The sequence below is a fragment of the Rhodococcus sp. BP-241 genome (assembly GCF_019836145.1).
GTDB lineage: Bacteria > Actinomycetota > Actinomycetes > Mycobacteriales > Mycobacteriaceae > Rhodococcoides.
The window spans coordinates 342,513-365,668 of sequence record NZ_JABUEI010000002.1 but is presented as its reverse complement, the minus strand read 5'-3'; the positions used below and the strand labels follow the sequence as shown (position 1 = coordinate 365,668).

Sequence of the window (23,156 nt, the reverse complement as noted above, 5' to 3'; positions counted from 1 at the left end):
CATAACCATCTGACCGGTCGTGTTGTGGTGCCAGGTGTCAGCGCCGGAGCTCCTCGGCGATCGCGAGAACGCCGATGCGCACCTCCTCGAAGCTGGTGCTGAGCGGGCTCAGGCCGAGCCTGATGCCGCTCGGGGCTCGGAAGTCGGGGATGACACCGCGCTTCCACAGCCGCGCCGTGACCTCGCGGAAATCGGGGTGATCGAGCGTGACGTGTCCCCCGCGCTCGTCCGCGTTCTCCGGCGAGGCGATCTCCACGCCCAGTGGCACCAGGTCCGAGCGCACCAGCTCGAGCGCGTACTCGGTGAGAGCGACCGACTTCGCGCGGATCGCGTCCATGCCGACCTCGCCGATCATGGCGAGCGTGTCCTGCATCGCGATCATGGCGAGCACCGGCGGGGTGCCGCTGATGACGCGTCGTACGCCCTCGGCCGGGACGTATCCCTGCTCCATGGCGAAGGCGTCGGCACGCCCCATCCATCCCCATACGGGCTGCCGAAACTCGGGCAGATGCTCCGCGCGGACGTATGCGAACGCGGGCGAGCCGGGACCACCGTTCAGGTACTTGTAGGTGCAGCCGACGGCGAGATCGACACCCCACTCGTCGAGACGGAGCGGCACGGATCCCACCGAGTGCGACAGGTCGAGCACCACCAGGGCGCCGACGTCGTGCGCGACACGGGCCGCCGCGGACGCGTCCGCGAGAAAGCCCGAGCGGTAGGCGACATGACTGAGAAGCACGAAAGCTGTTCGCTCGGTGACGACATCGGCGATGTCCGCAGTCCCTACGCCCGACCGCCGGTCCGCATCGATCCACACCAGCGTCAGGCCGAGTTCGGACGCGATGGACTCGAGGACGTAGCGATCGGTCGGGAAATTGTCGCGATCGAGGACGATCTCGGTCCGGCCCGGCCTCAGCGCCGCCGCCCCGCGCGCGATCTTGTAGAGCAGGACGGTGGTGGAGTCACCGATGACGGTCTGCCCGGGTGCTGCACCCAGGGCCACCCGACCGAGCGTGTCGCCCAACGTGATGGGCAGCTCGAACCATTCCTCGTCCCACCCGCGGATCAGCCGGCCACCCCAGGCCTGCGCCATGAACGTCGAGACACGCTCGATGCTCGCCGTCGTGGGCCGACCGAGCGAATTGCCGTCGAGATAGGACACGACGGGATCGGCGTCGTCGGTGTGGAAGCGAGAGCGGTACTCGCGCAGGGGGTCCCGTGCGTCGAGGTCTGCTGCGTTCATGGCTGTCCGATCTCGGTGCGGGCGGCGAACAACTCGGGGAAGAACGTCAACTCAAGGGCGCGCTGGAGGAAGCCGACACCACTGGAGCCACCGGTGCCGCTCTTGTGCCCGATCGTACGGAGCACCGTGCGCATGTGCCGGAACCGCCAGAGCTGAAAGTTCTCCTCCAGGTCGACGAATTCCTCGAACGCCTCGTACGCGGCCCAGTTCTCGGTCGGGTTCTCGTAGACGTGCGTGATCAGTGGCATCAGATCGTCGTTGCGCGCGTACGGCGCGGTGACATCTCGCCGCAGCGCACTCTCCGGAACGTCGAGTCCTGCGCGGGCCAGGCACCGCCACAGGGCGTCGTACACACTCGGCTCGCCGTGCACCCGCGTCAGCAGTTCGGTTGCCACCGAGTCGAATTCGAACACCGTCAGCATCGCTGCGTTCTTGTTGCCCAGCACGAACTCCACCGCGCGGTACTGCGCGGACTGGAACCCCGACGAGTTCCCCAGGAATCCGCGGAACTGCGCGTACTCGGTGGGCGTGAGTGTTGCGAGCACCGACCACTGCTCGGTCAGCGTCTTCTGGATGTGCTTGACCCGAGCGACGCACTTCAGCGCGAACCCGAGGTCGTCGGCGTCGAACGCGTCGCGTGCCGCGAGCAGTTCGTGCAGCACGAGCTTGAACCACAGCTCGGTGGTCTGGTGTTGGATGATGAACAGCAACTCGTCGTGATGCTCCGGGACACTCACCGGCTTCTGCGCACTGAGCAGAGTGTCGAGATCGAGGTACGCCCCGTACCTCATCCGCTCGCGGAAATCGGTGACGATGTCCTTCTCGATGGCGCGCTCGTCCATTGCTCCTCTTTCGTCGATTCCCCCGAGCCTAGGACGTAGATTCGAGGGATGAGCGAGTCCTCGGAACGAATCGACGTCGTCCTGCACCCGGACGCCGTTCGAGACCTCGGCACGGTGACCGACCTGGTGCAGTCCGCGCTCGCTGCGCGCGGCGCCACCGGGGAGGTCCACGTGTCGGACGACGTCTCCGTGGCATCCGGTGACGTGATCGTGGTCCCGGCCGCGGGCGGACGCGTCGGCACGCAGGCGAGCGACCGGTGTGTGGTGCGTGTCGACTACGGCTATGTGGCCGCGGACCTCTCGGCTGGCCTGCACGCCCACATTCGCGGACGGGGACTCGGCGGGCTCCGCTACGCCGTCGACAGGATTCATCATCACCGACTGCACCCGGCGACCGTCGAGTCGTATGGGGAGCACCCCGAACAGTTCGCCGAGGTGCGGGGAACGAGCGGGCCGGTCGTCGCCCTGATCCACGGCGGTTACTGGCGGGCACCGTGGCGACTCGACTCGCTCGACGCCGCGGCCATCGATCTCGCCGACCGCGGCTACACCACCTGGAATGTCGAGTACCGCACACCCGACGAGCACGGGTGGGAGACGACGACGGCGGATGTCGCCGCGGCCCTGAAGCACGCTGGTGCGCAGGCCGTCCTCGGCCATTCGGCAGGAGGACAGCTCGCGATGCGCTGGGCCGCGGATGCCCGTCCCGCACTGGCCGTGAGCCTCGCCGGAGTCCTCGACCTGCAGATCGCCGACGACCGCGGCCTGGGCGACGGTGCGGTGCGTGCCGCCCTCAGCTCGCGGTACACCGATGCTCACGCGGAGTCGTCCCCCAGAGCGCGACTGCCACTCGGGGTTCCGCAGATCGTCGTGGTCGCGGCATCGGACGATCCGAATCTGAACGACATCGGCCGCGAGTACGTCACCGCAGCATCGGCCGCAGGTGACGATGTCACGCTTGTCGAAGGCCCCGGAGACCACTTCAGTGTCGTCGACCCGCGGTCGGAGATCTGGCCTGCCATCGTGGAGCGGATCGAGGGACGTCTCCCCCGCTGATCGTCACTCGTGCGCGGTGTACTCCGCGTCGGTGACGGGGTCCATCCACACGACGACGTCGTGCTCGTCGTCGCCCTCGTTGATGGCGAGATGCACCATCAGGCGATCCGGTGCGGCGCCGTGCCAGTGCACCTCGTCGGCCTCGAACAGCACGCGGTCGCCGGGACGGATGACCTCGACCGGCCCACCCTGCCGCTGGCACAGACCGACGCCCTCGGTGACGAACACCGTCTGGCTCAGCGAGTGGTGGTGCCAGTGCGTACGCGCCCCCGGCATGAAGTGGACCAGGTTGGCGGAGACCCGCGACGGGGCCGGAGCTGCGGCGACGGCGTCGATGTAGACGTCGCCGGTGAACCAGTCGGCCGGACCCTTGGTGGTCGCGATCGAGCTTCGGGTGATCTGCATGCGCGGTTCCTCTCGTCGGTGGTGCTGAAGTCCAGCATCCGCGGTGCCGGTCCACGGGGGAAGTCCCTGCCGAGGAGCGCCCCGACAGGGCACCCCGGTCGTCTAGGTGAACAGGGCGTCCACGATCGCAGCCTTGTCGGCAGCGCTCTGCGGATGCGTCAGCATGCCCTCGACAGCGAACACCACGACCTTGGTCCGCGCGTCGATCCGCTCCTCGGCGACGCCGACGTGGCGCAGTTCCTCCGCGACCAGCGCATCGGCCAAGGCGTGGAACCCGTTGTGCCACTCGTCGATCGGTGCCGACACCGCAGCCCGGGCGTGCACGGTGTCCACCAGCCGGTGGTAGCGCTCGAGCTCGGTGACCACCCACGTCAACCGCTCCTGCGGGGACGTCACCTCCAACTCGGCGAAGCGCGTCAACGCCGTCGCCGTGATCTCGGTGAGGGCGGCGACGAGCAGTTCGTCCTTGTCGGAGAAGTACCAGTAGATGGTGTTCGGCGTGACGCCGGCGCTCTGCGCTATCCGGCTCAGCGGGGTGCCGTCGAATCCGGCCTCGACGAACAGGGCCGTCGCGGCGTCGACGATCTCGGCCCGTTTCTCTTCCCGATCCTGCGGACGTCTGTTCCGGGGCATGCGGTCACCCTATCTTGATGCTCGATCAAGACGCTGCTACGTTCTCTTGAACGTCAATCAAGAGGAGCCCGCATGCCTGACACCGTTAGCGACGACCTGTGGTTCGACTCCGGTTCCGACCGCTGCGCGATCTCGGTCCTCCGTCCTGCCGGGCTCGACGGTTCCGCGCCGATCATCGTCATGGCCCACGGCTTCGGATCGGTGCGCGCGTTGCGTCTCCCCGCCTACGCTGACCAGTTCGTCCAGGCGGGCTACGTCGTCGCGATGTTCGACTACCGGCACTTCGGCGACAGCGAAGGAACCCCACGGCAGCTCCTGGACGTGCGCAGACAGCTCGAAGACTGGCGCAACGCGCTGGCCTTCGCCCGGCGACTCGACGGCGTCGACCCCGACCGCGTCGTCGCATGGGGCACCTCCTTCGGCGGTGGCCACGTCCTCACACTGGCGGGCACGGGCGAACGACTGGCCGCGATCATCGCGCAGGTCCCGCACGTGGACGGCATCGCCGCCGTGCGCTCCGCCGGCCTGCGCCAGACCTTGCGTCTCGCACCGGCCGCGATCTCGGATCAGCTTCGGGCTCTGCTCGGCCGCGAGCCCCGCTACATCGACTCGATCGGCGAACCCGGTGCCCTCGCCGCCATGGTCTCGCCGGACGCCGCCGTCGGACGTGACCGTCTACTCGAGGCGTCGGGACTGCGGACCGGTGATTACCCCGAGACGGTCGCCGCTCGCATCCTGCTCCACATCGGCCTGTACTCGCCGGGAAAGACCGCCGCGAAGATTCAGTGCCCCGCCCTCGTCCAGATCGCCACCGAGGACGCGATCACTCCCACGGACGTCGCGCTGCACACCGCACGAAAGATCCCGCGCGCCACCGTGGTGACGTACGAGGGTGGTCACTTCGATCCGTACGTCGAGCCGCTCTTCCCCCGGATCATCGCCGACCAGCTGGCGTTTCTTCGCGACGTCGTGCCGGTCGCCAGGTGAGCAGAAGCGCCAGCGCCAGAAGCAGTTCGGCGATGTCGCCGCCGTAGTACATCAGCTCGCCGGCGCCCTGGCGCTGATCGGCGGGACCCGGGATCTGCACGAGGAGTCCCGCGTACATCAGCTGCGACAGGACAGCATGACCGAGGATCGCCGCCCCGAGTATCCAGAGTCGGGTGGGTACCGAAGGCCGATGCGGTGCCGGGTCGGGGCCGGCGACGACCCACGCGAACAGGTATCCCGCCGCGAAGAAGTGCACGTGCACCACCAGGTGCAGCGCCGTGCTGTGTGTCGTCGCCTCGTACAGCGGGGTGAAGTACAGCAGTGCGAGACCACCGAGGTTCAGGGCCAGCGCGACGACCGGATTCGCGATCACGTGCACCGGCCGCGAGCGCAGGACACGTCCGATGGCGCGGCCCGTCGACGTCGATACCGAACGCAGCACCAGCGTCATCGGGGCACCGAGTACCAGCGCCAACGGCGCGTACATACCGAGAAGCAGGTGCTGGTGCATGTGGCCGCGGAAGTCGCCGTCCGGGTAGGGCGACAGTGCAGGGACCACGGCGAGGACGAGGAGCCCGATGCCGACGAGGAAGCTCACCGTGCGCCACGGGTTCCATCCCCGCGGCTCACGCCTGCAGCGCTCCGCCGCAACGACATACGCGGCTGCCACCACGACGAGAGTCACGACCGGTCCGAGACCACCGTTGCCGTGATGAGTGTCGTGCGCGAGCATCATCGACGTGCGCTGCGCTGCATGACCCAGCCGCCGGCGATCAGCAGGACACCGAGGGCGAGGAAGCCGAGGTCCCACCACAGTTGGTTCGGACCGCTGCGGACATGGTGGATGCCCAGCAGATGGTGATCGACGATGCCCTCGACGAGATTGAACAGGCCCCACCCGACCAGGACCCACCCCCACAGCACGCGGGACGCCCATACCCGCCCGCGCGACCCGGTGACGCGCGATTACAGCATTGCGAGACCCAGTAGGACGGCGAGCCAGGTGACCGTGTGGAAGACGCCGTCCCACAGCGTGTTGATCTGGAGGCCGTGGACGGTGTCGACGGGATAAGGCTGCAGGCCGATGTTGTCGTCGCCCGAACTGCTCAATAGGTGGTGCCACTGCAGAATCTGGTGCAGCAGAATCCCGTCGACGAAACCGCCCAGTCCCACACCGAGCACAATGCCGGGCAGGGCGATTCCGCGGTCGGGCACGACGCCTTGTGGGCGTTCCGAGGTGACCATGCGCAGGGCAGTACCCGGCGCACGGCCCTCGAAACGGTCGGGTTACTTCCGGCTGGGCGGCTGCAGGAACTTCATGGCACCCCGCAGCACGGGCTCTGGAACCTTGTCCTTGGCCGCCATCGCCTTGTCCATCACCTTCGTGCGCGTCTCGGTTCCGCGGCCGAACGCCTTGTTGAGCGCCGACCCTTCGGCATCCATCTGTACGTGCAGCGGCGGAGCGCCGTCCTGTTGCGCGATCGCATTGCTGATCACGACGCGCTGGATCTCGCTGGTGCCCTCGAAGATGGTGTACAGCTTGGCGTCGCGGTACCACTTCTCCACCGGGTGGTCGGTGATGTAGCCCCACCCGCCCATCGTCTGGATCGCCCGCTCGGTGGAGGCCACCGCGACCTCGGTGGCGGCGAGCTTGGCCATCGACCCCTCGCCGCGCTCGAAGGCGACACCCGTGGCCGCCATCCAACTGGCGCGCCACGTCAACAGGCGCGCCGCGTCGATCCGCATCGCGAGATCCGCCAGCGGGAAGGCGATGCCCTGGTTGTCGATGATCGGTGACCCGAACGCCTCACGCTCGTTGGCGTACTTCGTCGCGTACTCCAATGAGGCACGGGCAATTCCGAGGGCCTGAGCGGCCACCATCGGTCGCGTCTGCTCGAGCGCTCCGAGAGTGGCGGAGCGACCTCTGATCCCGGTCTTCTCCGCTTCACGGGCCTTGGCCAGCTTGTGCTCGAGCTTGTCGAGACCGCCCAGGAGGTTCGCACCGGGAATGCGGACACTGTCGAACTTCAGCTCCGCGGTGTGAGAAGCGCGGCACCCCAGCTTGTCGAGCTTGCGCACGAGTTCCAGACCGGGGGTTCCGCCGGGGACGATGAAGAGCGCCTGGCCCTTGTGACCGAGTTCCGGGTCCACATTGGCGTTGACCACGTGCACGTCCGCGATGCCACCGTTGCCGATCCACATCTTGTGGCCGTCGATGATCCAGTCGTCGCCGTCCTGCCGCGCGGTGGTCCGCAGGTTGCGAACGTCGCTGCCGCCCTCGGGCTCGGAGATGGCGAGCGCCGCTAGCTTCAGGTCGTCCGGGGTGCCGAAGCACTGCGGTGCCCATTCAAGCATCTGCTCGGGCGTCGCCGCCTGACCGATGGCCGACAGCGCGAGCGCCGGCATCACCACCGCGAGACCGATTCCCGCACAACCCCAGAACAGTTCCTCCATGAACACCGGCAGTGAGAGCCCGGTCGGGTCACCGATGAGGTCGCGGTAGAACAACGGCGAGTAGAAGCCAGCCCGCGCAGCCTCCTGCAGCACCGGCCACGGGAACTCCTGCTCCTTGTCGTAGTGCTGCGCGACGGGTCGCACCACGTTCTCGGCGAAGTCGTGAGCACGACCGACCAACTCGTGTTGGGCCGGTGTGAGCGTCAGATCGAAAGCCATGATGTCCCCCCAGGACGGTTGTTTCGGCAGGGCATACCCCACCTCGACGAGTGTTACACGTCACTCCGTCTCATCAGGCAACGCGCTCGCCAACACTTGCGCGAGGTGCTCACCGCGGCGATCCGTGAGATCGGACAGCTGGGTACGGCAGGAGTAGCCGTCAGCCAGAATCGACGCGGTGTCCGCCGCCGACTGCACCGCCGGCAGAAGTTGCTGACCGGCGATGGTGACCGAGACGTCGTAATGCCCCTTTTCGACGCCGAAATTCCCGGCGAGCCCGCAGCAACCACCCAGGCGCTGCACATCGGCGCCCGCTCTCTCGAGCAGAGTCGCGTCTGCGCCCCAGCCCATCACGGCGTGATGGTGACAGTGCGGCTGCGCCACCACCTCTCGGCCGTTCAGGGACGGCGGTTCCCACCCGCGCTCGGTGAGCAGTTCGGCCAGCGTGCGGGTGGCCTCGGCGACCGGCGCGGCGCGTTCCTTGCCGAGCAGTTCCGTTGCGTCGCTTCGTAGTACACCGGTGCACGACGGTTCGATACCCACGATGGGAACACCGCCGTCCGACGCCGCGGTCAAGGCGTCCACGGTGCGTCCCAGGATGCGCTTCGCGGCGTCCAGTTGACCGGTCGAGATCCACGTGAGACCGCAACACTGCTGCTTCTCGGTCAGCCTGGGCCGGTAGCCCGCCGCCTCGAGCACACGCACCGTCGCCTGGCCCACCTCGGGCGTGAAGTGATTGGTGAAGGAGTCGACGAAGAGCACGACGGGATCACCGGTCGTGGGCCGGTGCGATTCGTGAAACCACTGCCGGAACGTCGTCGGGGCGAACTCGGGTATCGAGCGACGCGGATCGATGCCCGCCGCCCGCAGTGTTAGCGGACCCACACCCGGAAGCCGTGCCGCGGCATTGACGGCGCGCGGCGCCCGAGCGGCGACAGCAGCCCAGCGCGGGAGCCACCCGAGCGAGTAGTGCGCCGCAGGGCGTAGCCGACGTCGGTAGCTCTGGTGCAGCACCTCGGCCTTGTACGACGCCATGTCGACACCGGTCGGACAGTCCGAGGCACATCCCTTGCAGGACAAGCACAGATCCAGGGCATCGTGCACCTCGGGCGAGCGCCACCCGCCGGTGACGTCGGTGCCGTTGATCATCTCCTGCAGTACCCGGGCGCGCCCGCGGGTGGAGTCCTTCTCCTCCCGAGTCGCCAGGTACGACGGGCACATCACCCCGCTGGTGCCGGTGGTGTCCGCGCGGCACTTGCCGACGCCCGTGCACCGGTGCACGGCCTGACTGAAGTCGCCGCCGTCCTCGGCGTAGGCCATCGCGAGCAGCGTCCGAGGCTTCGCGGCCGGGACGCGGAGATCCACGTCGAGCGGTCGAGGATCCACGAGCACGCCGGGATTGAGGATGCCGTCGGGATCGAACGCATGCTTGACGGCACCGAACAACGCGAGTGCGTCCGCCGAGTACATCAGCGGCAAGAGCTCACTGCGCGCACGGCCGTCGCCGTGCTCACCGGACAACGACCCGCCGTACCGCGCCACCAGCGTGGCGGCGTCGACGAGGAACCGGCGGAACACCCCTGTCCCACCGGGCTTGTCGAGCGGCAGGTCGATGCGCACGTGCAGGCACCCGTCACCGAAGTGCCCGTACGGCAGCCCCGTCACCCCGTACTGCGACATGAGGTCGTCGAAGTCGCGCAGGTATCGGCCGAGCGAGGCCGGCGGTACCGCCGCGTCCTCCCACCCGGCGTGTGCCGGCAACCCCGCGGGACTGCGCCCCGCGAGTCCGGCTCCGTCTGCTCGGATCTGCCACAGCCGAGCGGTGCGTTCCGCGTCGGTGACCACCAGGGAGTCGACCGCTCCGCAACCGCGTGCGACCGCGTCGGCTCGGTCCATGGCCTGCTCGCGGGTATCGCCGACGACCTCGACGAACAACCACGCGGCGCCGCCGGGAAGAGGCGGAACCGCATGCAGTCCGCGGCGTTCGCGGACGACGTCGACGATGCGCGAATCGATGCCCTCGCATGCGGTGGGCGTGAACGTCAGGACGGTGGGCGCGGCGTCACCGGCGGTGGCGATGTCCGGGTACCCGAGAACGACGAGGATGCGGAACGCAGGCTCCGTCACCAGGTCGACGGTGGCGCGCGTGGTGACCGCGAGCGTGCCCTCGCTGCCCACCAGCATCCGGCGGACGTCGAAACGGTTCTCCGGCAACAGGTTCTCCAGCGCGTAGCCGGAGACCTGGCGGCCGAACATGCCGAATTCCGTTCGGACGGTTCCGAGTCCGCCGGCGACGATCTGCCGCAGCGCGTCGAGAGTCGGAGACGTGGTGTCCCTCGGCAGGTGCAGCTGCTCCCCGCTGCCCGTCACCACGTCGAGCGCGGAGACGTTGTCGGAGGTCCGGCCGTAGCCGAGAGTGCGCGAGCCGCACGCGTTGTTCCCGATCATGCCGCCGACGGTGCAGCGCGTGAAGGTGGACGGGTCGGGACCGAACCGGAGCCCGTGCTGCGCCGCTGCCTTCTGCACCACCGACTGCACGGCGCCAGGTTCGACAGTCGCGGTGCGCGCCTCGGGGTCGACGTGGAGCACCCGGTTCAGGTGCCGACTGACGTCGAGCACAACCCCGGTACCCACCGCGTTGCCGGCCACGGACGTGCCGCCGCCGCGCATGGTCAGCGGGACCCCGGTCTCGCGGCACACCGCGACGGCCGCCGCGATGTCCTCGGTGCGACGGGGCCGCGCGACGACGAGCGGGTGCACGCGGTAGAGCGACGCGTCGGACGAATAGGCGGCGCGGGTCGTGCCGTCGGTGAGCACGTCGTCGAGGCCCGCGCACTGCGCGGCAGTACGCGCTGGACGTGGCCTGCGCACGGTGCTGGGCGGTGAGCGGATGGTGGTGCTCGCTTGTCCGCGCACGCTCCGGTCGGGTGCGCCGGTTGTGGTGAGCGGGGGTGCTGACGGTCGCGCGGATCGGCGCGTCGGTCGGCGCCGCAGACGCGCACCGTGCAGCAGTACGCGCAAGTCCGTGGCCTGCGCGCAGTGCTGGGAGCTGCGCGGCCAGCGGTCGCGGCGGATCCGAGCACCGTTCGGACACCCGCGCCGGTTGGACCGCGCGCGGCTGACCAGAACCCGCGCGGATCCGCATGGGAACCGCCGGGCCGCTGACCGCGTCCAAGTTCGAGTGCGATGGATTCGAGGTGGGGTGGCCGTGGCTGCGCTCGTGTTCTGCGGCGCCTGCTCCCCCGGCGTCTCGGGCGAACCCGTCGCGGAGCTGTGGGATCCGTGCACCATTCCGAGTGACGCCGTGGCGGCTGCGGGCGTGAACGCGGAGATTGTCAACTCGGGTCAGTTCGATCAGGGAAACAGTCAGTGGCGGTACTGCTCGTTCCGGCAGGACTGGTTCGTCCTGACCATCTCGTCGACGACCACAGCGATATCAGAGTTCCGCGGAGACAGCCGATCCGTGAACCCAGAGGATATAGATATAGGCGGGCGCCCAGCGCTCAGCTTCCAGCAACTGCCGGGAACTCTCGACGAGGCCTGCCACATCGCGTACGCATCGACCGCAGGGGCAATTGAGTTCGCCGTGAGAAACGCGGGTGATTCATCAACTGTCGGCGACTACTGCGCAGAAGCCAGGCGCATTTCAGGCGCTCTCGAGAGCGCGACACCACCATGACGGGGGCACCGTGACAGGGTTGAACGAGCTCGAAATAACCACGGAGGCCGCGGAGCGATGTGCCCGTGCGTGCGCAGAATTCGCCGAAGGCATCACCGCCGTGAGGTCGACCATCCAAGTGCAGGACTTCGCACAGGGCTTCGGGACCCTCCCCTCCGGCCTGGCGCTGGCGCGCAAGTACTCCGAGCTCGCGGTGGGTGGGCCGGGGTCTTTGTCGACCTTGCTTCAGGCGCACATCGCGGTCGCGTCGTCGCTCGCCGACACCTTCACCGAGATGGGTCGGAACTACGAGTCCACCGACAGCGAAGCGGCACAACGCATCACGCCGAAGTAGCCGTCACTTCAGCGCATCGAGATCCGTCTTCAACAGCATCACGTTGTAGTCGGACCAGCGCGAGGCAGTGAAGTACAGGTCACGCCCACTCGACTTCGGGTGGATGTACGGGGCGTAGACGCCGCCGATGGTCTCCGCCCGCCCGAGCAGAGTTGTCATCGGGCTCCACGGTCCCTGCGGATCCGTGGCGGTGCGGGCGACGATCGAGCCCTGGTTCTCATCGCCGTAGAGCATCACGTACTTCTTCAGGTACGCGTTCCACGAGACGCTGAGCTCGCTGACCGGTTCGTCGACGACCTTCTTCGAATCGGCGACATCGGTCGACCACGGGCGCGCGACATCACCGGTGGAATACTCGTACTTCGTCAGATCGAGGATGTCCGCCGGTTGCACACGGGCGAGGAAGGCTGCACCGAAACGGCCGTTGGGCGTTCCGAACTGGTACAGCCAGCCGTCGGGACCCTTGGCGTATGCGTTCATCTGGAATCGGCCGTTGGCCTCGTTGACCTGAGCGACACCGGGAATCGTGACGCCCTTGTTGACGCGAATGGTCATCGGGTCCGTCGTCCAGCTCTGCCCGTTGTCCCTCGACGTCGCGATGGCCGAGAAGTTGGTGACCCACCGGCCGGGGGCTCCCCAACTCTGCACGGACATGTAGTTCAGGTACTGCACGCCGTCGATGGCGATGGCGGCCGTCGGGATGGTGGTCACCTCGATCTCCGGCAACCGCAGCGTCGGGACGATCTGCTCGGCGTACCGAGGCGTCGCCGGCAGGACGACGGAGCCGGACGCGCTGTCGCCGGGGACGGCGTCGGGAACGGTGATGCCGTCGGAGAGGTTGTCGTCGCTGGACCGCAGCAGCAGGTTGTTGCGCCACTGCTGGCCGTTCACCGAGCAGTTGCCGAAGGAGTCACCGAACGCCATGAGCGTCTGGCCTGCGCCGTTGTCCCAGCTGATGCCGAGATCGGTACCCGAGATGCCGAAACGGTCGTACGTGTTGTTGGCGCTGAGAGGTCCGGTCACCCACCCCACGGACTGCGTGTTCCCACTGCGGATCGGGGCGAGCGGCTGCTGAGTCCCGCGCGGGTTGCTGCCCCCGCCGCCACTCGATCCGCTGCTGCCGAAGAAGCTGCCCAGCAGTGACGAGCCGGGGCCACCGAGACCACCGCACGGTTCCGCGGACGCGACCGGTGCCGACAGCACACCCAGACCGCTGGCCACCAACGTCAGCGCGGCCCCCACCGCGATCTGCCGACTTCGTGCTCGCATACTCCGACCCCCACCGATCGACTGTGTGACTCACGTGACTCATGTGACTGATGTGGTGAGTGTTACCGAAAAGTGGGCACGCCGCAACAAAAGCACGTGTCGGTACTTGACAAATGAGAATTACACGGTGGGTATTTCAGCCGCACAATGAGGGCGGCCGGTGCGCCCCCGACGGACGCACCGGCCACGAGGCCCACGTCGGTCCGCGGACTCCAGTCCAGTGTGCCCCTCGGACCGGGCGGTATGCCGAGTCCTGAGTCACAAGCGTTTCGCGTGCACGCTGTCGAGCACCAGGAGAGCCGCACCCTGCACGACGACTGCGGCACCGTGCCCGGAGGACTGCTGCGGCGTCACCCTCCCGCCGAAGGTGGGCCGGTGGTACAGGAGATGTGCACCCAGGGCGACATAGACGACGTCGAGTCCAGTGTTGATCCACAAGGTCTTCCGCAGCTTGTCGGCCGCAACCTCGGTGGACCGGGCCGCCCCGATCCCGGCGATGGCGAGATCGATGGCACCCCAGCCCGCGGTCTGGATGCCGAAAGCACGGACCGCGGGAGAGCCGCCGCCCAACGCTGCGGCGGCACCGACCGCGACACTGCCGCCGCCCCACCAGAGAAGCCGTCGACCGAGATCCTTCGCGACACTGTGTGCTGACGTCATGGACACCAGTGTGCCCACTCGAGCGGTCAGACGATGCCGGTCTCGTGCAGGGTGCGCACCTCGTCGTCGCTGAGACCGAGCTCGGCGAGCACGGTGTCGGTGTCCGCGCCGTGCGGACGTCCGGTGTGGCGGATGCTGCCAGGGCTCTCCCCCATGCGCCACATGACGTTCTGCATGCGCACCGGCCCGAGAGCGTCGTCCTCGACTGTGGTGACCATCTCGATGGCGTTGACCTGCGGATCGTCGAGCAGCTCGCTCGGCTTGTAGACGGGGGCGACCGCCGCGCCGGCCTCCTCGAAGGCCGCGATCACCTCGTCGCGCGTGCGCTCGGCGATCCACCCACCGACGTATCCGTCGAGCAGGTCGGCGTGGGCCGCGCGCTGACGGCCCGTGGCGAACCACGGCTCGTCGAGAACCTCGGGGTGACCGACGATGCGGAGAACGCGCTCGGCGATGGAGTTGGCACTGGTGGAGATCGCCAGCCAGTGCTCGTCCTTGGTCCGATAGAGATTGCGGGGCGCGTTGTTGCTCGACCGGTTACCGGTGCGCTCCTGGTCGATGCCCAACTGGTCGGCGTAGATGATGCCGGGCCCGACCGCCGTCATGATGGGGCTCAGCAGATCGAGATCGATCTGCTGACCCTTTCCCGTCTTCGTCCGGTGCAGCAGGGCCATCGAGACCGCCGACGATCCGGCGATACCGGCCAGCGAATCCGCCAGACCGAAGGCGGGAAGCGTCGGCGGTCCGTCGGCCGAGCCGGTGAGGTGGGCGAACCCGCTCATCGACTCGACCAGGGTGCCGAACGCCGGCCTCGTCGAGTAGGGCCCGGTCTGGCCGAAACCGGTGACACGCAACAGGATCAGACCCGGATTGATCTCGGACAGCACGTCGTAGCCGAGGCCCCACTTCTCGAGGGTGCCCGGCCGGAAGTTCTCCACCACCACGTCGGCGTCCGCGACGAGCTTGCGGAAGACGTCGGCCCCCTCGGGCTTGCCGAGGTTCAGCGTCATGCCGCGCTTGTTGCGGCTCACCATCGTCCACCACAACGGGTGCCCGTCCTTGTCCAGACCGTGCCCACGCATACCGTCCGGCTTGGTGGGGTGCTCGATCTTGACGACGTCGGCACCGAAGTCGCCGAGGATCTGGGCGACCAGCGGACCGGCGAGGATCGTCGACGCGTCGAGAACGCGAATCCCCTCCAGGGGCCCGGTCACTTGTAGGGCCTGTGCAGGTAGCGGCCGGTCGGCTCCCCCGCGACAGCGCCGTTGTCGAGTACTCGGTGGCCACGCACGAACGTGTCGGTGACCCTCGCGCCGAGTTCGAAGCCCTCGAAGGGGGTGTACTCCTGCGTGGACTCCGAATCCTCGGGACGCACCGTCCACGTGTGATCGGGATCGACCAGTGCCAGGTCGGCGTCCATACCGACGGCGATCTCACCCTTGCCCGGAAGTCCGTAGCGACGAGCGGGATTGAGCGACGTCAGCTCCGCGATGCGGCGCCAGCTGAGTCCGCGCTTGCGGCCCTCGCTGACCAGTCCCGGCAGCAGGTACTCGGCGCCGCCGAATCCCGACTTGGCCGCGAAGATGTCGCCGCGGTCCTCGGCAAATTTCTTCTCGTCCTTGCAGCACGCGTGATCGCTGACCACCCAGTCGATGTCGCCGCCGAGCAGGTGCTCCCACAGGGCCTCGACGTCGTCGCGCGGGCGCAGCGGCGGGTTGACCTTGCCGCCCAAACCGTAGGCGGTGTCGATGTCGGCGAGCAGGTGACCGATGGTCACCTCGCGACGGAAGTTGACGTGCGGGAACGCCTTCGCCATCCGCATCGCGGCGGTGAGGGCCTTGCGGGAGGAGAGGTGCAGCAGGTTGATGTTGGGCAGCTGCGTCTCGTCGGCGAGGAACGACGCGATGGTGACCGCGAGCCCCTCGGAGTGCGGCGGACGCGAGGCGCTGTACGCCGCGAGGCCGGTGAGCGTTGCCTCCTCCTCGACGAGCTTGGTGTAGGCGCTCATGATCTCGGCGGTCTCGCAGTGCAGCGAGAGCGAGATGTGATCGGCCTTGTCACCGAGCTGCTCCCGTGCGGCCTGGATGCCGCGCATGACGAACTCGAAGTGTGCGAGGTCGTAGCGCTCGCCCTCCGGCGTCATGAGGAATTCGCTCTGGTCGGTCGAGCGCCCGTGCAGCCCGTGGCTGCCGTAGAACATGAAGATCTTGAACGACGTCACACCGTGATCGGTGATGAGCGAGGGGATCTCGGCGATGTGCTCCTTCGACATCGGCGCGAGGTGGTACGCGTAGTCGACGAACGGCTTGCCCTCGGTGGCCTCGAGCACCGTCGGGAACACGTCGGCGTACGAACCACCGGTGTTCATGTAGTACTGACCGGTGCGCATGTAGGACAACGAGGTGGTGACACCGCCCTGCACGCAGGCCCTGGACTCGGTGTAGGCGTCCTCACCCAGCGGGTTGTAGATGCCCCAGTGTTGGTGCGCGTCCACCACTCCGGGGAATGCGACCTTGCCGGCGGCGTCGACGACGGTGTCGGCGCTCGACGGATCGATCCCCGCCTCGATGCGGGTGAACTTCCCGTCCTCGATCAGCAGGTCGAGGAATTCGCCGTCCTCGGGATGATCGGCGCCCGGACGTACGACTCGGGCATTGGTGATCAGAAGCTTCGTCATGACAATCCTTCTCTAGTGATGAGTACCGGCCACGACATCTGCGGCCAGATAAGCGAGTCCGAGTGCGGGCAGCAATCCGTTGCCGGCGAGGTACCCCGCGGCGCCGTGGCCCGAGATGCCCATCGCAGCGCCGCCGGAGGCGAACAGTCCCTCGATCGCGGTGCCGTCGGGTCGCAGGACCCGAGCGTTCCCGTCGACGACGAGGCCGCCCTGGGTGTGGAACAGCGCGGGGACGATGCGGATCGCCGCGTACGGCCCGGTGAGCTCGTGCTCGAACGAGGTGCGCCCGTGCGGGTCCGACTCCTCACTCCGTGCGTACCTCTCGACGGCCGCGAGTTCGTCGACGACGGCATCGGCGGGGAGCCCCAGCGCGTCGGCCAGCTCGGCCGGCGTGTCCGCCCACACGACGGCGCCCGAATCGACCGTCTGACGAAAGTCGGTGAAGGACAGGCACTTGTCGTGGATGTTGCGGTCGATGACGATGACGCCCTCGGACTCCGGGCGGGCCGCGAGATGGGCGGCGTACTCGGAGTAGCCCGTCGTCTCGTCACCGAAGCGTCGTCCCGTGAGGTCGAGGACGACGCCCCCGTGCATGACGGTGGCCCACCCGACCAGAGTCGACGCCTTCTTCGACAGCGCCGCATGCCCCTGGTACGCATCGAGATACGCGGTCGCGGCGCCGAGACGGTCACCGATGGTGAGCGCGTCTCCGCGGGAGTGCTCGCTGCCGTGGTAGCGAGCCTGCGCGATCTCGGGGACGTGGGTGGCGACCCGCTCGTGGTCGCCGCCGTACCCGTTGGTGGCCAACAGCACCGCGTCGGTGGGAATCGTCTCGGTCGACCCGTCCGGGAGCGTGATCACCGCGGCGGTGACGCGACCGTCGTCGACGCGGACGTCGGTCAGCCGGGCCGGTGCCAGAACGTCGATGCGCGGCTCCGCCGTCACCGCGCGCACCAGGTGCTCGAGCAACACGCTTCCGTGCCGACCCTCGACGGTGTGGCAGCGCAGTGCCGAGTGACCGGGGTAGGCGAAATCGGTGACCAGCGACAACGGCACCTCGAGGTGATCTGCCATCCATTCGACGAGTGGCGCGCTCACGCGGGCGAGGGCTCCGGCGAGCTCTGCGTCGGCCGTGCCCTTCGTCTTGCGGAGCACGTCCTCGACGAACGTCTCCGGGGAGTCCTCGATGCCCGCCTCACGCTGCCAGCGGGACCCCGCGCCGGGGATCATGGCCGTCGACATCGCGGTGTTGTTGCCGCGCTTGAAGTGGTCGCTGGCCTCGACGACCAGCACGTCGAGTCCGTGCTCGGCGGCACGCAGCGCGGCGATCAGTCCGCCGCCGGCGCCGGCGACGATCAGATCGGGTCCGTCCGCGCTCACGATGCCGGCTCCAGCTCGTCGCGCAGTGCGAGCAGGCGTAGGGCGGTGGCCGTGGGATCCACGACCAGCGGTGTGGTTCGCGGCCCGGTGAGATCGACCGCCGAGCACGCGTTGATGGCCACCGAACACGTCAGCGCACGAGCGTGGACGGTGACCGCGTCGGCCCAGGCCCGCGAATCCGCGATGTCGTCGAACGACAGGTCCATGACGACGGTCGGCTCGGCGGCGATGCCGTAACCCGCCACGCGGCGGTCGAGTTCGGCAGCGATGGCGGCATTGCGGGCGAGGGCGCCGAGGCGGTGGCCCTGCGAGGCGTAGAACGACGCGGTGAGTCGCGTCAGTCCGTACAGGGGACGCTCGAAGGAGTCCGCCTCCTCCGCACACGGATCGAGCACGCAGTCGGGCAGGTACCCGTCGAACTCGTCCGGATCGGAGGCGCGGAAGGCGGCGGCCAGCGCCACTTCGGACGCTCGGACGTCGGCCTCGGTGTCCAGCGCGCGCGGAGCATCGGGACCGATGTTGCGCAGGACGACGGACACGCCCACCGGGCTCAGTGCGTCGTACCGCTCCTGACGTCGCCGGAACTCGGCGAAGTCGACATGGATGGGGGTGTATGCGAGCAATCGCACGGGGAAACTCCTGACGAGAGGTGCGGCATCAGATGCCGAGGTACGCAGCCTTGACGCGATCGTCGTGGGCGAGCTCGGCTCCCGTACCGGTGAGCACGATGGATCCGCTCTCGATGACGTAGGCGCGGTCGGAGATCGCGAGTGCCTGTGCGGCGTTCTGCTCGACGATCAGCACGGTCACCCCGGTCTCGCGGATCCGCACGATGGCCTCGAGGACCTCGGCGGCGAGCTTCGGCGCCAGGCCGACGGACGGTTCGTCGAGCGTGAGCACACGCGGCTTCGACATCATGGCGCGGCCGATGGCCAGCATCTGCTGCTGACCGCCGGACATGGTGTCCGCGCGCTGGGTCCGCCGCTCGGCGAGAATGGGGAACAGATCGAAGACGCGGTCGAGCGACTCCTTCGTGGACCCGCGCTTCTGGGTGTACGCGCCCATCTCCAGGTTCTCGGAGACCGGCAGCGAACCGAAGAGTGCGCGGTCCTGGGCGACGTGCACCAGCCCCGACCGGACAATGCGATCGGCGCGGTTGCCGCTGATGTCGTCGCCGTCCAACATGATGCGGCCCTTGCTGGGCGTGACCAGACCCGACAGGGCGCGCAGCGTCGTGGTCTTGCCGGCGCCGTTGGCTCCGATGAGAGAGACGATCTCGTCCTTCTCCAGATGCATCGTGACACCGTGCAGGATCTCCAGTCGGCGGTAGCCGGCGTGCAGATCGTCGATCTCGAGCATCATGCGGTCTCCTCACCCAGATAGGCCTCGACGACGCGGTGGTCCTCGATGACGGTGCGCGGATCCCCCGCTGTGAGGACCGCGCCCTCGTGCATGACGACCAGACGCTCGGACAACGCCATGACCGCGGCCATGATGTGTTCGACGAACAGGACGGTCTGCCCGCCGCTGTGCAGGGAGCGCAGCAGCTCGATCATCGGCGCACGTTCCGCCGGAACGAGTCCCGCGAGCACCTCGTCGAGCAGGACCACCCGCGGTTCCATGGCAAGAGCGCGGGCCAGCTCCAGGCGCTTGAGTCCGGCCGTCGACATCGTCGACACCGTCCCGCCCACCTGGTCGGAGAGCTGCACCCGGTCGAGCACCTCGAGAGCGTGCCGACGCGCGTCCTTCCGCGACTTACGCTTGGACAGTGCGGCGATGGTGACGTTCTCGAGAACGGACATCGACTCGAACGGCCGCATCAACTGGAACGTACGCACCAGCCCAGCGCGCGCGATGCGGTCCGCGGGCCACCCCGTGATGTCGGTGCCGTCGAAGATCACGCGACCCGACGTCGGCGGCTGCTCGCCGGCCAACAGCGAGAACAGGGTGGTCTTGCCGGCGCCGTTGGGGCCGATGATGCCGAGAAACTGCTCGTCCGGGACGTCGATGCTGACGTCGCGCACCGCGTGGATGCCCGAGAACGACTTGCTGAGATTCTCGATACTGAGGACGCTCACTTGCGCCACCTCTCGCGAATCGTGCCGAAGATCCCCTTGGGCAGGAAGATCACGATCAGGATGAGAATCACCGAGTAGACCGCCACGTCGAGTCCGATGGATCCCTGGAGGAACTCGAGGAACGCGGGCGGGTTGCGCAGCAGCTCGTTGATGAGCTCCGACAGCGGCCCGATGACCGCGGCGCCGAGCACCGGTCCCCAGATGGTTCCGATGCCGCCGATGACGGCCGGGACGATGGCCTCGACGGACACCGCGGATCCGAATGCCTGCTCGGGGCCCACGAAGAAGTAGTACTGCACGTAGTACGCGCCGGCCACGGCCGTGAGGGCGCAGCTCGCCGCGACCGCGATGAGCCGGTACTTCATCGTGTCGATGCCGAGAGAGGCTGCGGCGGTGGCGTCGTCACGGATCGCCTGCACGTACTGCCCCGGCCGGGACCGGACGTAGAAGATGGTGCCCAGCACCGCGAGCGCCAGGATCACCAACGGGATCCACAGGTAATTGGCACTGCCCTTCTCGAACTGCAGCATCCACCACGAATCACGCGGCAGGATCGGCACGTTGAAGCCCTCGGTCTTGTTGAAGACCTCGAGATTCTGCACGAGAAGCAGGAACATCTGTGCGAAGGCGAACGTCGCCAGGGCGAAGTACGACCCGGCCAGCCGGTAGCGCAAGCACAGGTAGGCGATGGTGGTGCCCACCGCGGCGGACACCACGGCGCCGACGAGCATGGAGATCCACGGTGAGATGCCGTGCTCCACCAGCAGATACGCACCGGTGTACGCGCCGATGCCGAAGAACGCCGCGTGACCGAAGCTGAACATGCCGCCGAAGCCGCTCATGAGGTTCCAGCCGACCGCCATGATCGCGAAGATCAACGTCCGGACCGCGACCGTCTGCGCCTGCTCGCCGAGCACGAGCGGGAACGCGGCGACGACCACGAATCCGATGACGAGCGTGAGCAACTGGCGTCGCAGCCAGGAGTCCTTCAGCCGCGTGTCGGACGCGGAGTCCGTCGAGACATCCGTCGTGGTGGTCATCGGCGTCCTCCGTACAGACCTTCGGGCTTGAGAAAGAGCACCATGACGAACACGGCGAAGACGAGGATCAGCGATCCGGTACCGGGGAGGTACAGGGCGCCGACCGTCTGGACCAGACCGATGACGATGCCGCCGACCATGGCTCCGACGACACTGCCGAGACCGCCCAGCACCACGATGACGAAGGCGAGGATCGTGAACTGCTCGCCCACCGACGGGGTGAGAGACGTGAACGGTGTCATGAGACCGCCGGCGACGGCCACGCAGGCCGCGCCGATACCGAACGTCAGCGCGTAGACGCGGCCGATGTCGACTCCGACGAGCTTGGCGCCCTCCGAGTTCGACGCCACCGCGCGGATCGACAACCCGAGGCGCGTGCTTTCGAGCACCGACTTCAGCGCAATGGCCACGACCGCGGCACCGACGAACGCGAGCACCCGAGGCCAGGCCGCGACGGTGCCGAGGATCGAGATCGATCCGTCCACGGGCGCCTCCACCGACTTGGGCCGACCACCGAAGACCATGAGGAGCACGTTGATGATGAGCAACGACAACCCGAGTGTCACCAGTAGCGGACCCTCGTGGCTCCCGCCGATGGTGAGCTTGGTGAGCAGGGTGGCCTGCACGATCATGCCGAACACGAACATGACGGGGACTGCGAGAAGCGTTGCCACGTAGACGGGCAACCCCGCCGTAGACAGCGCGTACACGATGTACATCGCCAGGGTGAGCATCGCGCCCTGGGCGAAGTTCACGATGCCGAGCACACCGAAGATGAGTGTCAGGCCGACCGAGATCAGCGCGTAGACCCCGCCGAGCAGCAGCCCCGACACGATGGCCTGGCCGACCAGACCCTGGTCCTTGCCGCCGACGAAGAAGATGACGGCGAGGATCACCACGAGCGCTCCCCCGACGGCGACGCCGGGATTCACGGCGCGCCGGGTCTTCTCCGTGGCCGCGCTCTCGGCGACGACCGTCACCGGCCCGCTCCCGCGGGGAACTCGATGGCCTCGGTGGCGAACTCGTCCGGGAAGACCTGGGTGACCTGGCCGTCGCGCACCTGCATCACGATGACCGTCGCGTTGGAATTCTGACCGGTCTCGTCGAACTGGATGGGACCGGAGAAGGCGAGCAGCGGGTCGTCGATGGTGACCCCGGAGATGGCCTCGCGCAACGCTTCCGGATCCGCGTCGGCGCCGTCCTCGAGTCCGGCCGCGATGACCTCGACGGCCTGGTACGACAGCATCGCCGCCGTCTCCATCGGACGGCCGTACTTCTCCTCGAAGCGCGAGCGAATGTCGTTGACTCGATCGCTGGTGGCATCGAAGTGGTAATTGGCGGACAGCACACCCTCACCGGCGGTGCCGGCGGCAGCCGGGAAGGAACTGTCGTCGAAGGCGCCGTTGGCGATGCCGTACACACCCTTGACGTTCACGTTCAATTGCTCGACGGCCTTCGCGATCAGCAGACCGTCCGGGTAGTAGCCCGTCGCGACGACGACATCGGGGTTGGAGACCGCGGCCTCGCGCACCTGCGTCGTGGCGTCGGAGAAGTTGGTGGCCGGGTACGTGATCTCCTGCACCGAGGAGATGCCCTGGTTCGCGGCCTCCTTCTCGAAGGCGTCGAACACGCTGTCACCGAACGAGCCCTCGATGTGCAGGTAGGACACGCGATCGATCGGCTGGCCGGTCTGCTCCTCGATGGCCGCGAGCGCCTTGGCGCCGTCGGTACCCATGCTGGAGGCGTTCGGCTGGATACGGAACGCGTACTGGTAACCCTGGTCGAGGATCTTGTCGTCGACCGCGACGTCGATGACCAGCGGCACCCGCGAGCGCTCGGCGACCGATGCGACGTTCTGCGTCACGTCACTCTGATAGGTGCCCACCAGGGCGACTGCGCCGTCGTCGATCAGACGCTGCGCCTCACTCTGGCCGACCTCCGCCTTGCCCTGGCTGTCACCGGTGACGAGTTCCAGTGGACGCCCCTCGAGCGAGGAGATGCCGCCGGCACCGTTGATGTCCTCGACGGCCAGTGCGGCACCGTCGTTCATCAGTCCACCGACACCGGCCAGCGCACCGGTGGTGGGGTGCACGGATCCGATCTTGATGGGACCCGAACCGTCCGATCCGGACGAGGATCCACACGCAGCCGTGCCCAGAAGGGCCACTGCGGCGAGCACGCCTACGACTTTTCTCATGAT

The 23,156-nt window shown here is 67.8% G+C and carries 22 protein-coding genes and 1 pseudogene; 4 read left to right on the top strand and 19 right to left on the bottom strand.

The window, feature by feature from the left end; genetic code table 11:
- Window positions 1–37: 37 nt before the first annotated feature.
- Both kynU and HQ308_RS04995 read right to left on the bottom strand, forming a co-directional pair.
- Window positions 38–1,243, bottom strand: coding sequence for a kynureninase (kynU, locus tag HQ308_RS05000; RefSeq protein WP_222645631.1), 1,206 nt, complete (start codon window positions 1,241–1,243; stop codon window positions 38–40).
- Window positions 1,240–2,085 carry a tryptophan 2,3-dioxygenase gene (locus HQ308_RS04995; protein ID WP_222645630.1) on the bottom strand — a complete coding sequence of 282 codons (846 nt, stop codon included), beginning with the start codon at window positions 2,083–2,085 and terminating at the stop codon, window positions 1,240–1,242. Before HQ308_RS04995 ends, kynU begins: the two co-directional genes overlap by 4 nt.
- Before the next feature lie 48 nt (window positions 2,086–2,133).
- Between HQ308_RS04995 and HQ308_RS04990 the strand changes: the two genes are divergently transcribed.
- Window positions 2,134–3,141, top strand: a complete 1,008-nt coding sequence (locus HQ308_RS04990; protein ID WP_222645628.1) for an alpha/beta hydrolase — start codon at window positions 2,134–2,136, stop codon at window positions 3,139–3,141.
- A gap of 3 nt (window positions 3,142–3,144) precedes the next feature.
- On the opposite strand, the gene HQ308_RS04985 is transcribed toward HQ308_RS04990, so the two are convergent.
- Window positions 3,145–3,546, bottom strand: a complete 402-nt coding sequence (locus HQ308_RS04985) for a cupin domain-containing protein (protein ID WP_222645626.1) — start codon at window positions 3,544–3,546, stop codon at window positions 3,145–3,147.
- Window positions 3,547–3,648: 102 nt separating this feature from the next.
- Window positions 3,649–4,179 (bottom strand): TetR/AcrR family transcriptional regulator, encoded by a 531-nt coding sequence (locus HQ308_RS04980; RefSeq protein ID WP_222645623.1) that lies wholly within the window; start codon window positions 4,177–4,179, stop codon window positions 3,649–3,651.
- 72 nt (window positions 4,180–4,251) lie between these two features.
- Here HQ308_RS04980 and HQ308_RS04975 point away from each other — a divergent pair, with 72 nt between their 5' ends.
- Window positions 4,252–5,166, top strand: a complete 915-nt coding sequence (locus HQ308_RS04975; RefSeq protein WP_222645621.1) for an alpha/beta hydrolase — start codon at window positions 4,252–4,254, stop codon at window positions 5,164–5,166.
- Here HQ308_RS04975 and HQ308_RS04970 read toward each other — a convergent pair.
- From HQ308_RS04970 to HQ308_RS04955, 4 genes and pseudogenes are all read right to left on the bottom strand, one after another.
- A complete protein-coding gene (locus HQ308_RS04970) occupies window positions 5,114–5,902 on the bottom strand; it encodes a cytochrome c oxidase assembly protein (RefSeq protein WP_222645619.1) in 789 nt (262 codons plus the stop codon). The two genes, HQ308_RS04975 and HQ308_RS04970, sit on opposite strands and share 53 nt — an antisense overlap.
- Window positions 5,899–6,411, bottom strand: a pseudogene (locus HQ308_RS04965) (DUF2243 domain-containing protein). Before HQ308_RS04965 ends, HQ308_RS04970 begins: the two are co-directional and overlap by 4 nt.
- A gap of 42 nt (window positions 6,412–6,453) precedes the next feature.
- Window positions 6,454–7,839, bottom strand: a complete 1,386-nt coding sequence (locus HQ308_RS04960; protein ID WP_222632930.1) for an acyl-CoA dehydrogenase family protein — start codon at window positions 7,837–7,839, stop codon at window positions 6,454–6,456.
- A 60-nt stretch (window positions 7,840–7,899) separates the two neighbouring features.
- On the bottom strand, window positions 7,900–10,710 hold the full coding sequence (locus HQ308_RS04955) for an FAD-linked oxidase C-terminal domain-containing protein (protein ID WP_308115696.1): 2,811 nt from the start codon (window positions 10,708–10,710) through the stop codon (window positions 7,900–7,902).
- Between the two features lie 337 nt (window positions 10,711–11,047).
- Here HQ308_RS04955 and HQ308_RS22865 point away from each other — a divergent pair, with 337 nt between their 5' ends.
- Both HQ308_RS22865 and HQ308_RS04945 read left to right on the top strand, forming a co-directional pair.
- Window positions 11,048–11,518, top strand: coding sequence for a DUF3558 family protein (locus HQ308_RS22865; protein WP_222645614.1), 471 nt, complete (start codon window positions 11,048–11,050; stop codon window positions 11,516–11,518).
- Window positions 11,519–11,618: 100 nt separating this feature from the next.
- Window positions 11,619–11,852: a hypothetical protein gene (locus tag HQ308_RS04945; protein ID WP_222645613.1), complete on the top strand. Its 234-nt coding sequence runs from the start codon at window positions 11,619–11,621 to the stop codon at window positions 11,850–11,852.
- A 3-nt stretch (window positions 11,853–11,855) separates the two neighbouring features.
- Here the strand turns inward: HQ308_RS04945 and HQ308_RS04940 are convergent, their stop codons facing one another.
- The 11 genes from HQ308_RS04940 to HQ308_RS04890 form a co-directional block, all read right to left on the bottom strand.
- Complete coding sequence (locus HQ308_RS04940; RefSeq protein ID WP_222645611.1) at window positions 11,856–13,121, bottom strand: DUF4185 domain-containing protein; 1,266 nt, start codon at window positions 13,119–13,121, stop codon at window positions 11,856–11,858.
- A gap of 258 nt (window positions 13,122–13,379) precedes the next feature.
- Window positions 13,380–13,781, bottom strand: coding sequence for a hypothetical protein (locus tag HQ308_RS04935; RefSeq protein ID WP_027504763.1), 402 nt, complete (start codon window positions 13,779–13,781; stop codon window positions 13,380–13,382).
- Between the two features lie 26 nt (window positions 13,782–13,807).
- Window positions 13,808–14,995 carry a CaiB/BaiF CoA-transferase family protein gene (locus HQ308_RS04930; RefSeq protein WP_222645609.1) on the bottom strand — a complete coding sequence of 396 codons (1,188 nt, stop codon included), beginning with the start codon at window positions 14,993–14,995 and terminating at the stop codon, window positions 13,808–13,810.
- Window positions 14,992–16,458, bottom strand: a complete 1,467-nt coding sequence (locus HQ308_RS04925; protein ID WP_222645607.1) for a dihydroorotase family protein — start codon at window positions 16,456–16,458, stop codon at window positions 14,992–14,994. The genes HQ308_RS04930 and HQ308_RS04925 overlap by 4 nt, the downstream gene beginning before the upstream one ends.
- Window positions 16,459–16,470: 12 nt before the next feature.
- A complete protein-coding gene (locus tag HQ308_RS04920; RefSeq protein ID WP_222645605.1) occupies window positions 16,471–17,838 on the bottom strand; it encodes an FAD-binding protein in 1,368 nt (455 codons plus the stop codon).
- Window positions 17,835–18,467 (bottom strand): hydantoin racemase, encoded by a 633-nt coding sequence (locus HQ308_RS04915; protein ID WP_222645603.1) that lies wholly within the window; start codon window positions 18,465–18,467, stop codon window positions 17,835–17,837. Before HQ308_RS04915 ends, HQ308_RS04920 begins: the two co-directional genes overlap by 4 nt.
- A gap of 28 nt (window positions 18,468–18,495) precedes the next feature.
- Window positions 18,496–19,200, bottom strand: a complete 705-nt coding sequence (locus HQ308_RS04910; RefSeq protein WP_222645601.1) for an ABC transporter ATP-binding protein — start codon at window positions 19,198–19,200, stop codon at window positions 18,496–18,498.
- Window positions 19,197–19,916, bottom strand: a complete 720-nt coding sequence (locus HQ308_RS04905) for an ABC transporter ATP-binding protein (protein WP_197027740.1) — start codon at window positions 19,914–19,916, stop codon at window positions 19,197–19,199. Before HQ308_RS04905 ends, HQ308_RS04910 begins: the two co-directional genes overlap by 4 nt.
- The gene (locus HQ308_RS04900) at window positions 19,913–20,956 is read right to left on the bottom strand and encodes a branched-chain amino acid ABC transporter permease (protein ID WP_222645599.1); all 1,044 of its coding nucleotides are present in this window, start codon (window positions 20,954–20,956) and stop codon (window positions 19,913–19,915) included. Before HQ308_RS04900 ends, HQ308_RS04905 begins: the two co-directional genes overlap by 4 nt.
- A complete protein-coding gene (locus HQ308_RS04895; protein ID WP_222645596.1) occupies window positions 20,953–21,936 on the bottom strand; it encodes a branched-chain amino acid ABC transporter permease in 984 nt (327 codons plus the stop codon). Before HQ308_RS04895 ends, HQ308_RS04900 begins: the two co-directional genes overlap by 4 nt.
- Window positions 21,933–23,153, bottom strand: a complete 1,221-nt coding sequence (locus HQ308_RS04890) for an ABC transporter substrate-binding protein (RefSeq protein ID WP_222645594.1) — start codon at window positions 23,151–23,153, stop codon at window positions 21,933–21,935. The genes HQ308_RS04895 and HQ308_RS04890 overlap by 4 nt, the downstream gene beginning before the upstream one ends.
- Window positions 23,154–23,156: the final 3 nt, after the last annotated feature.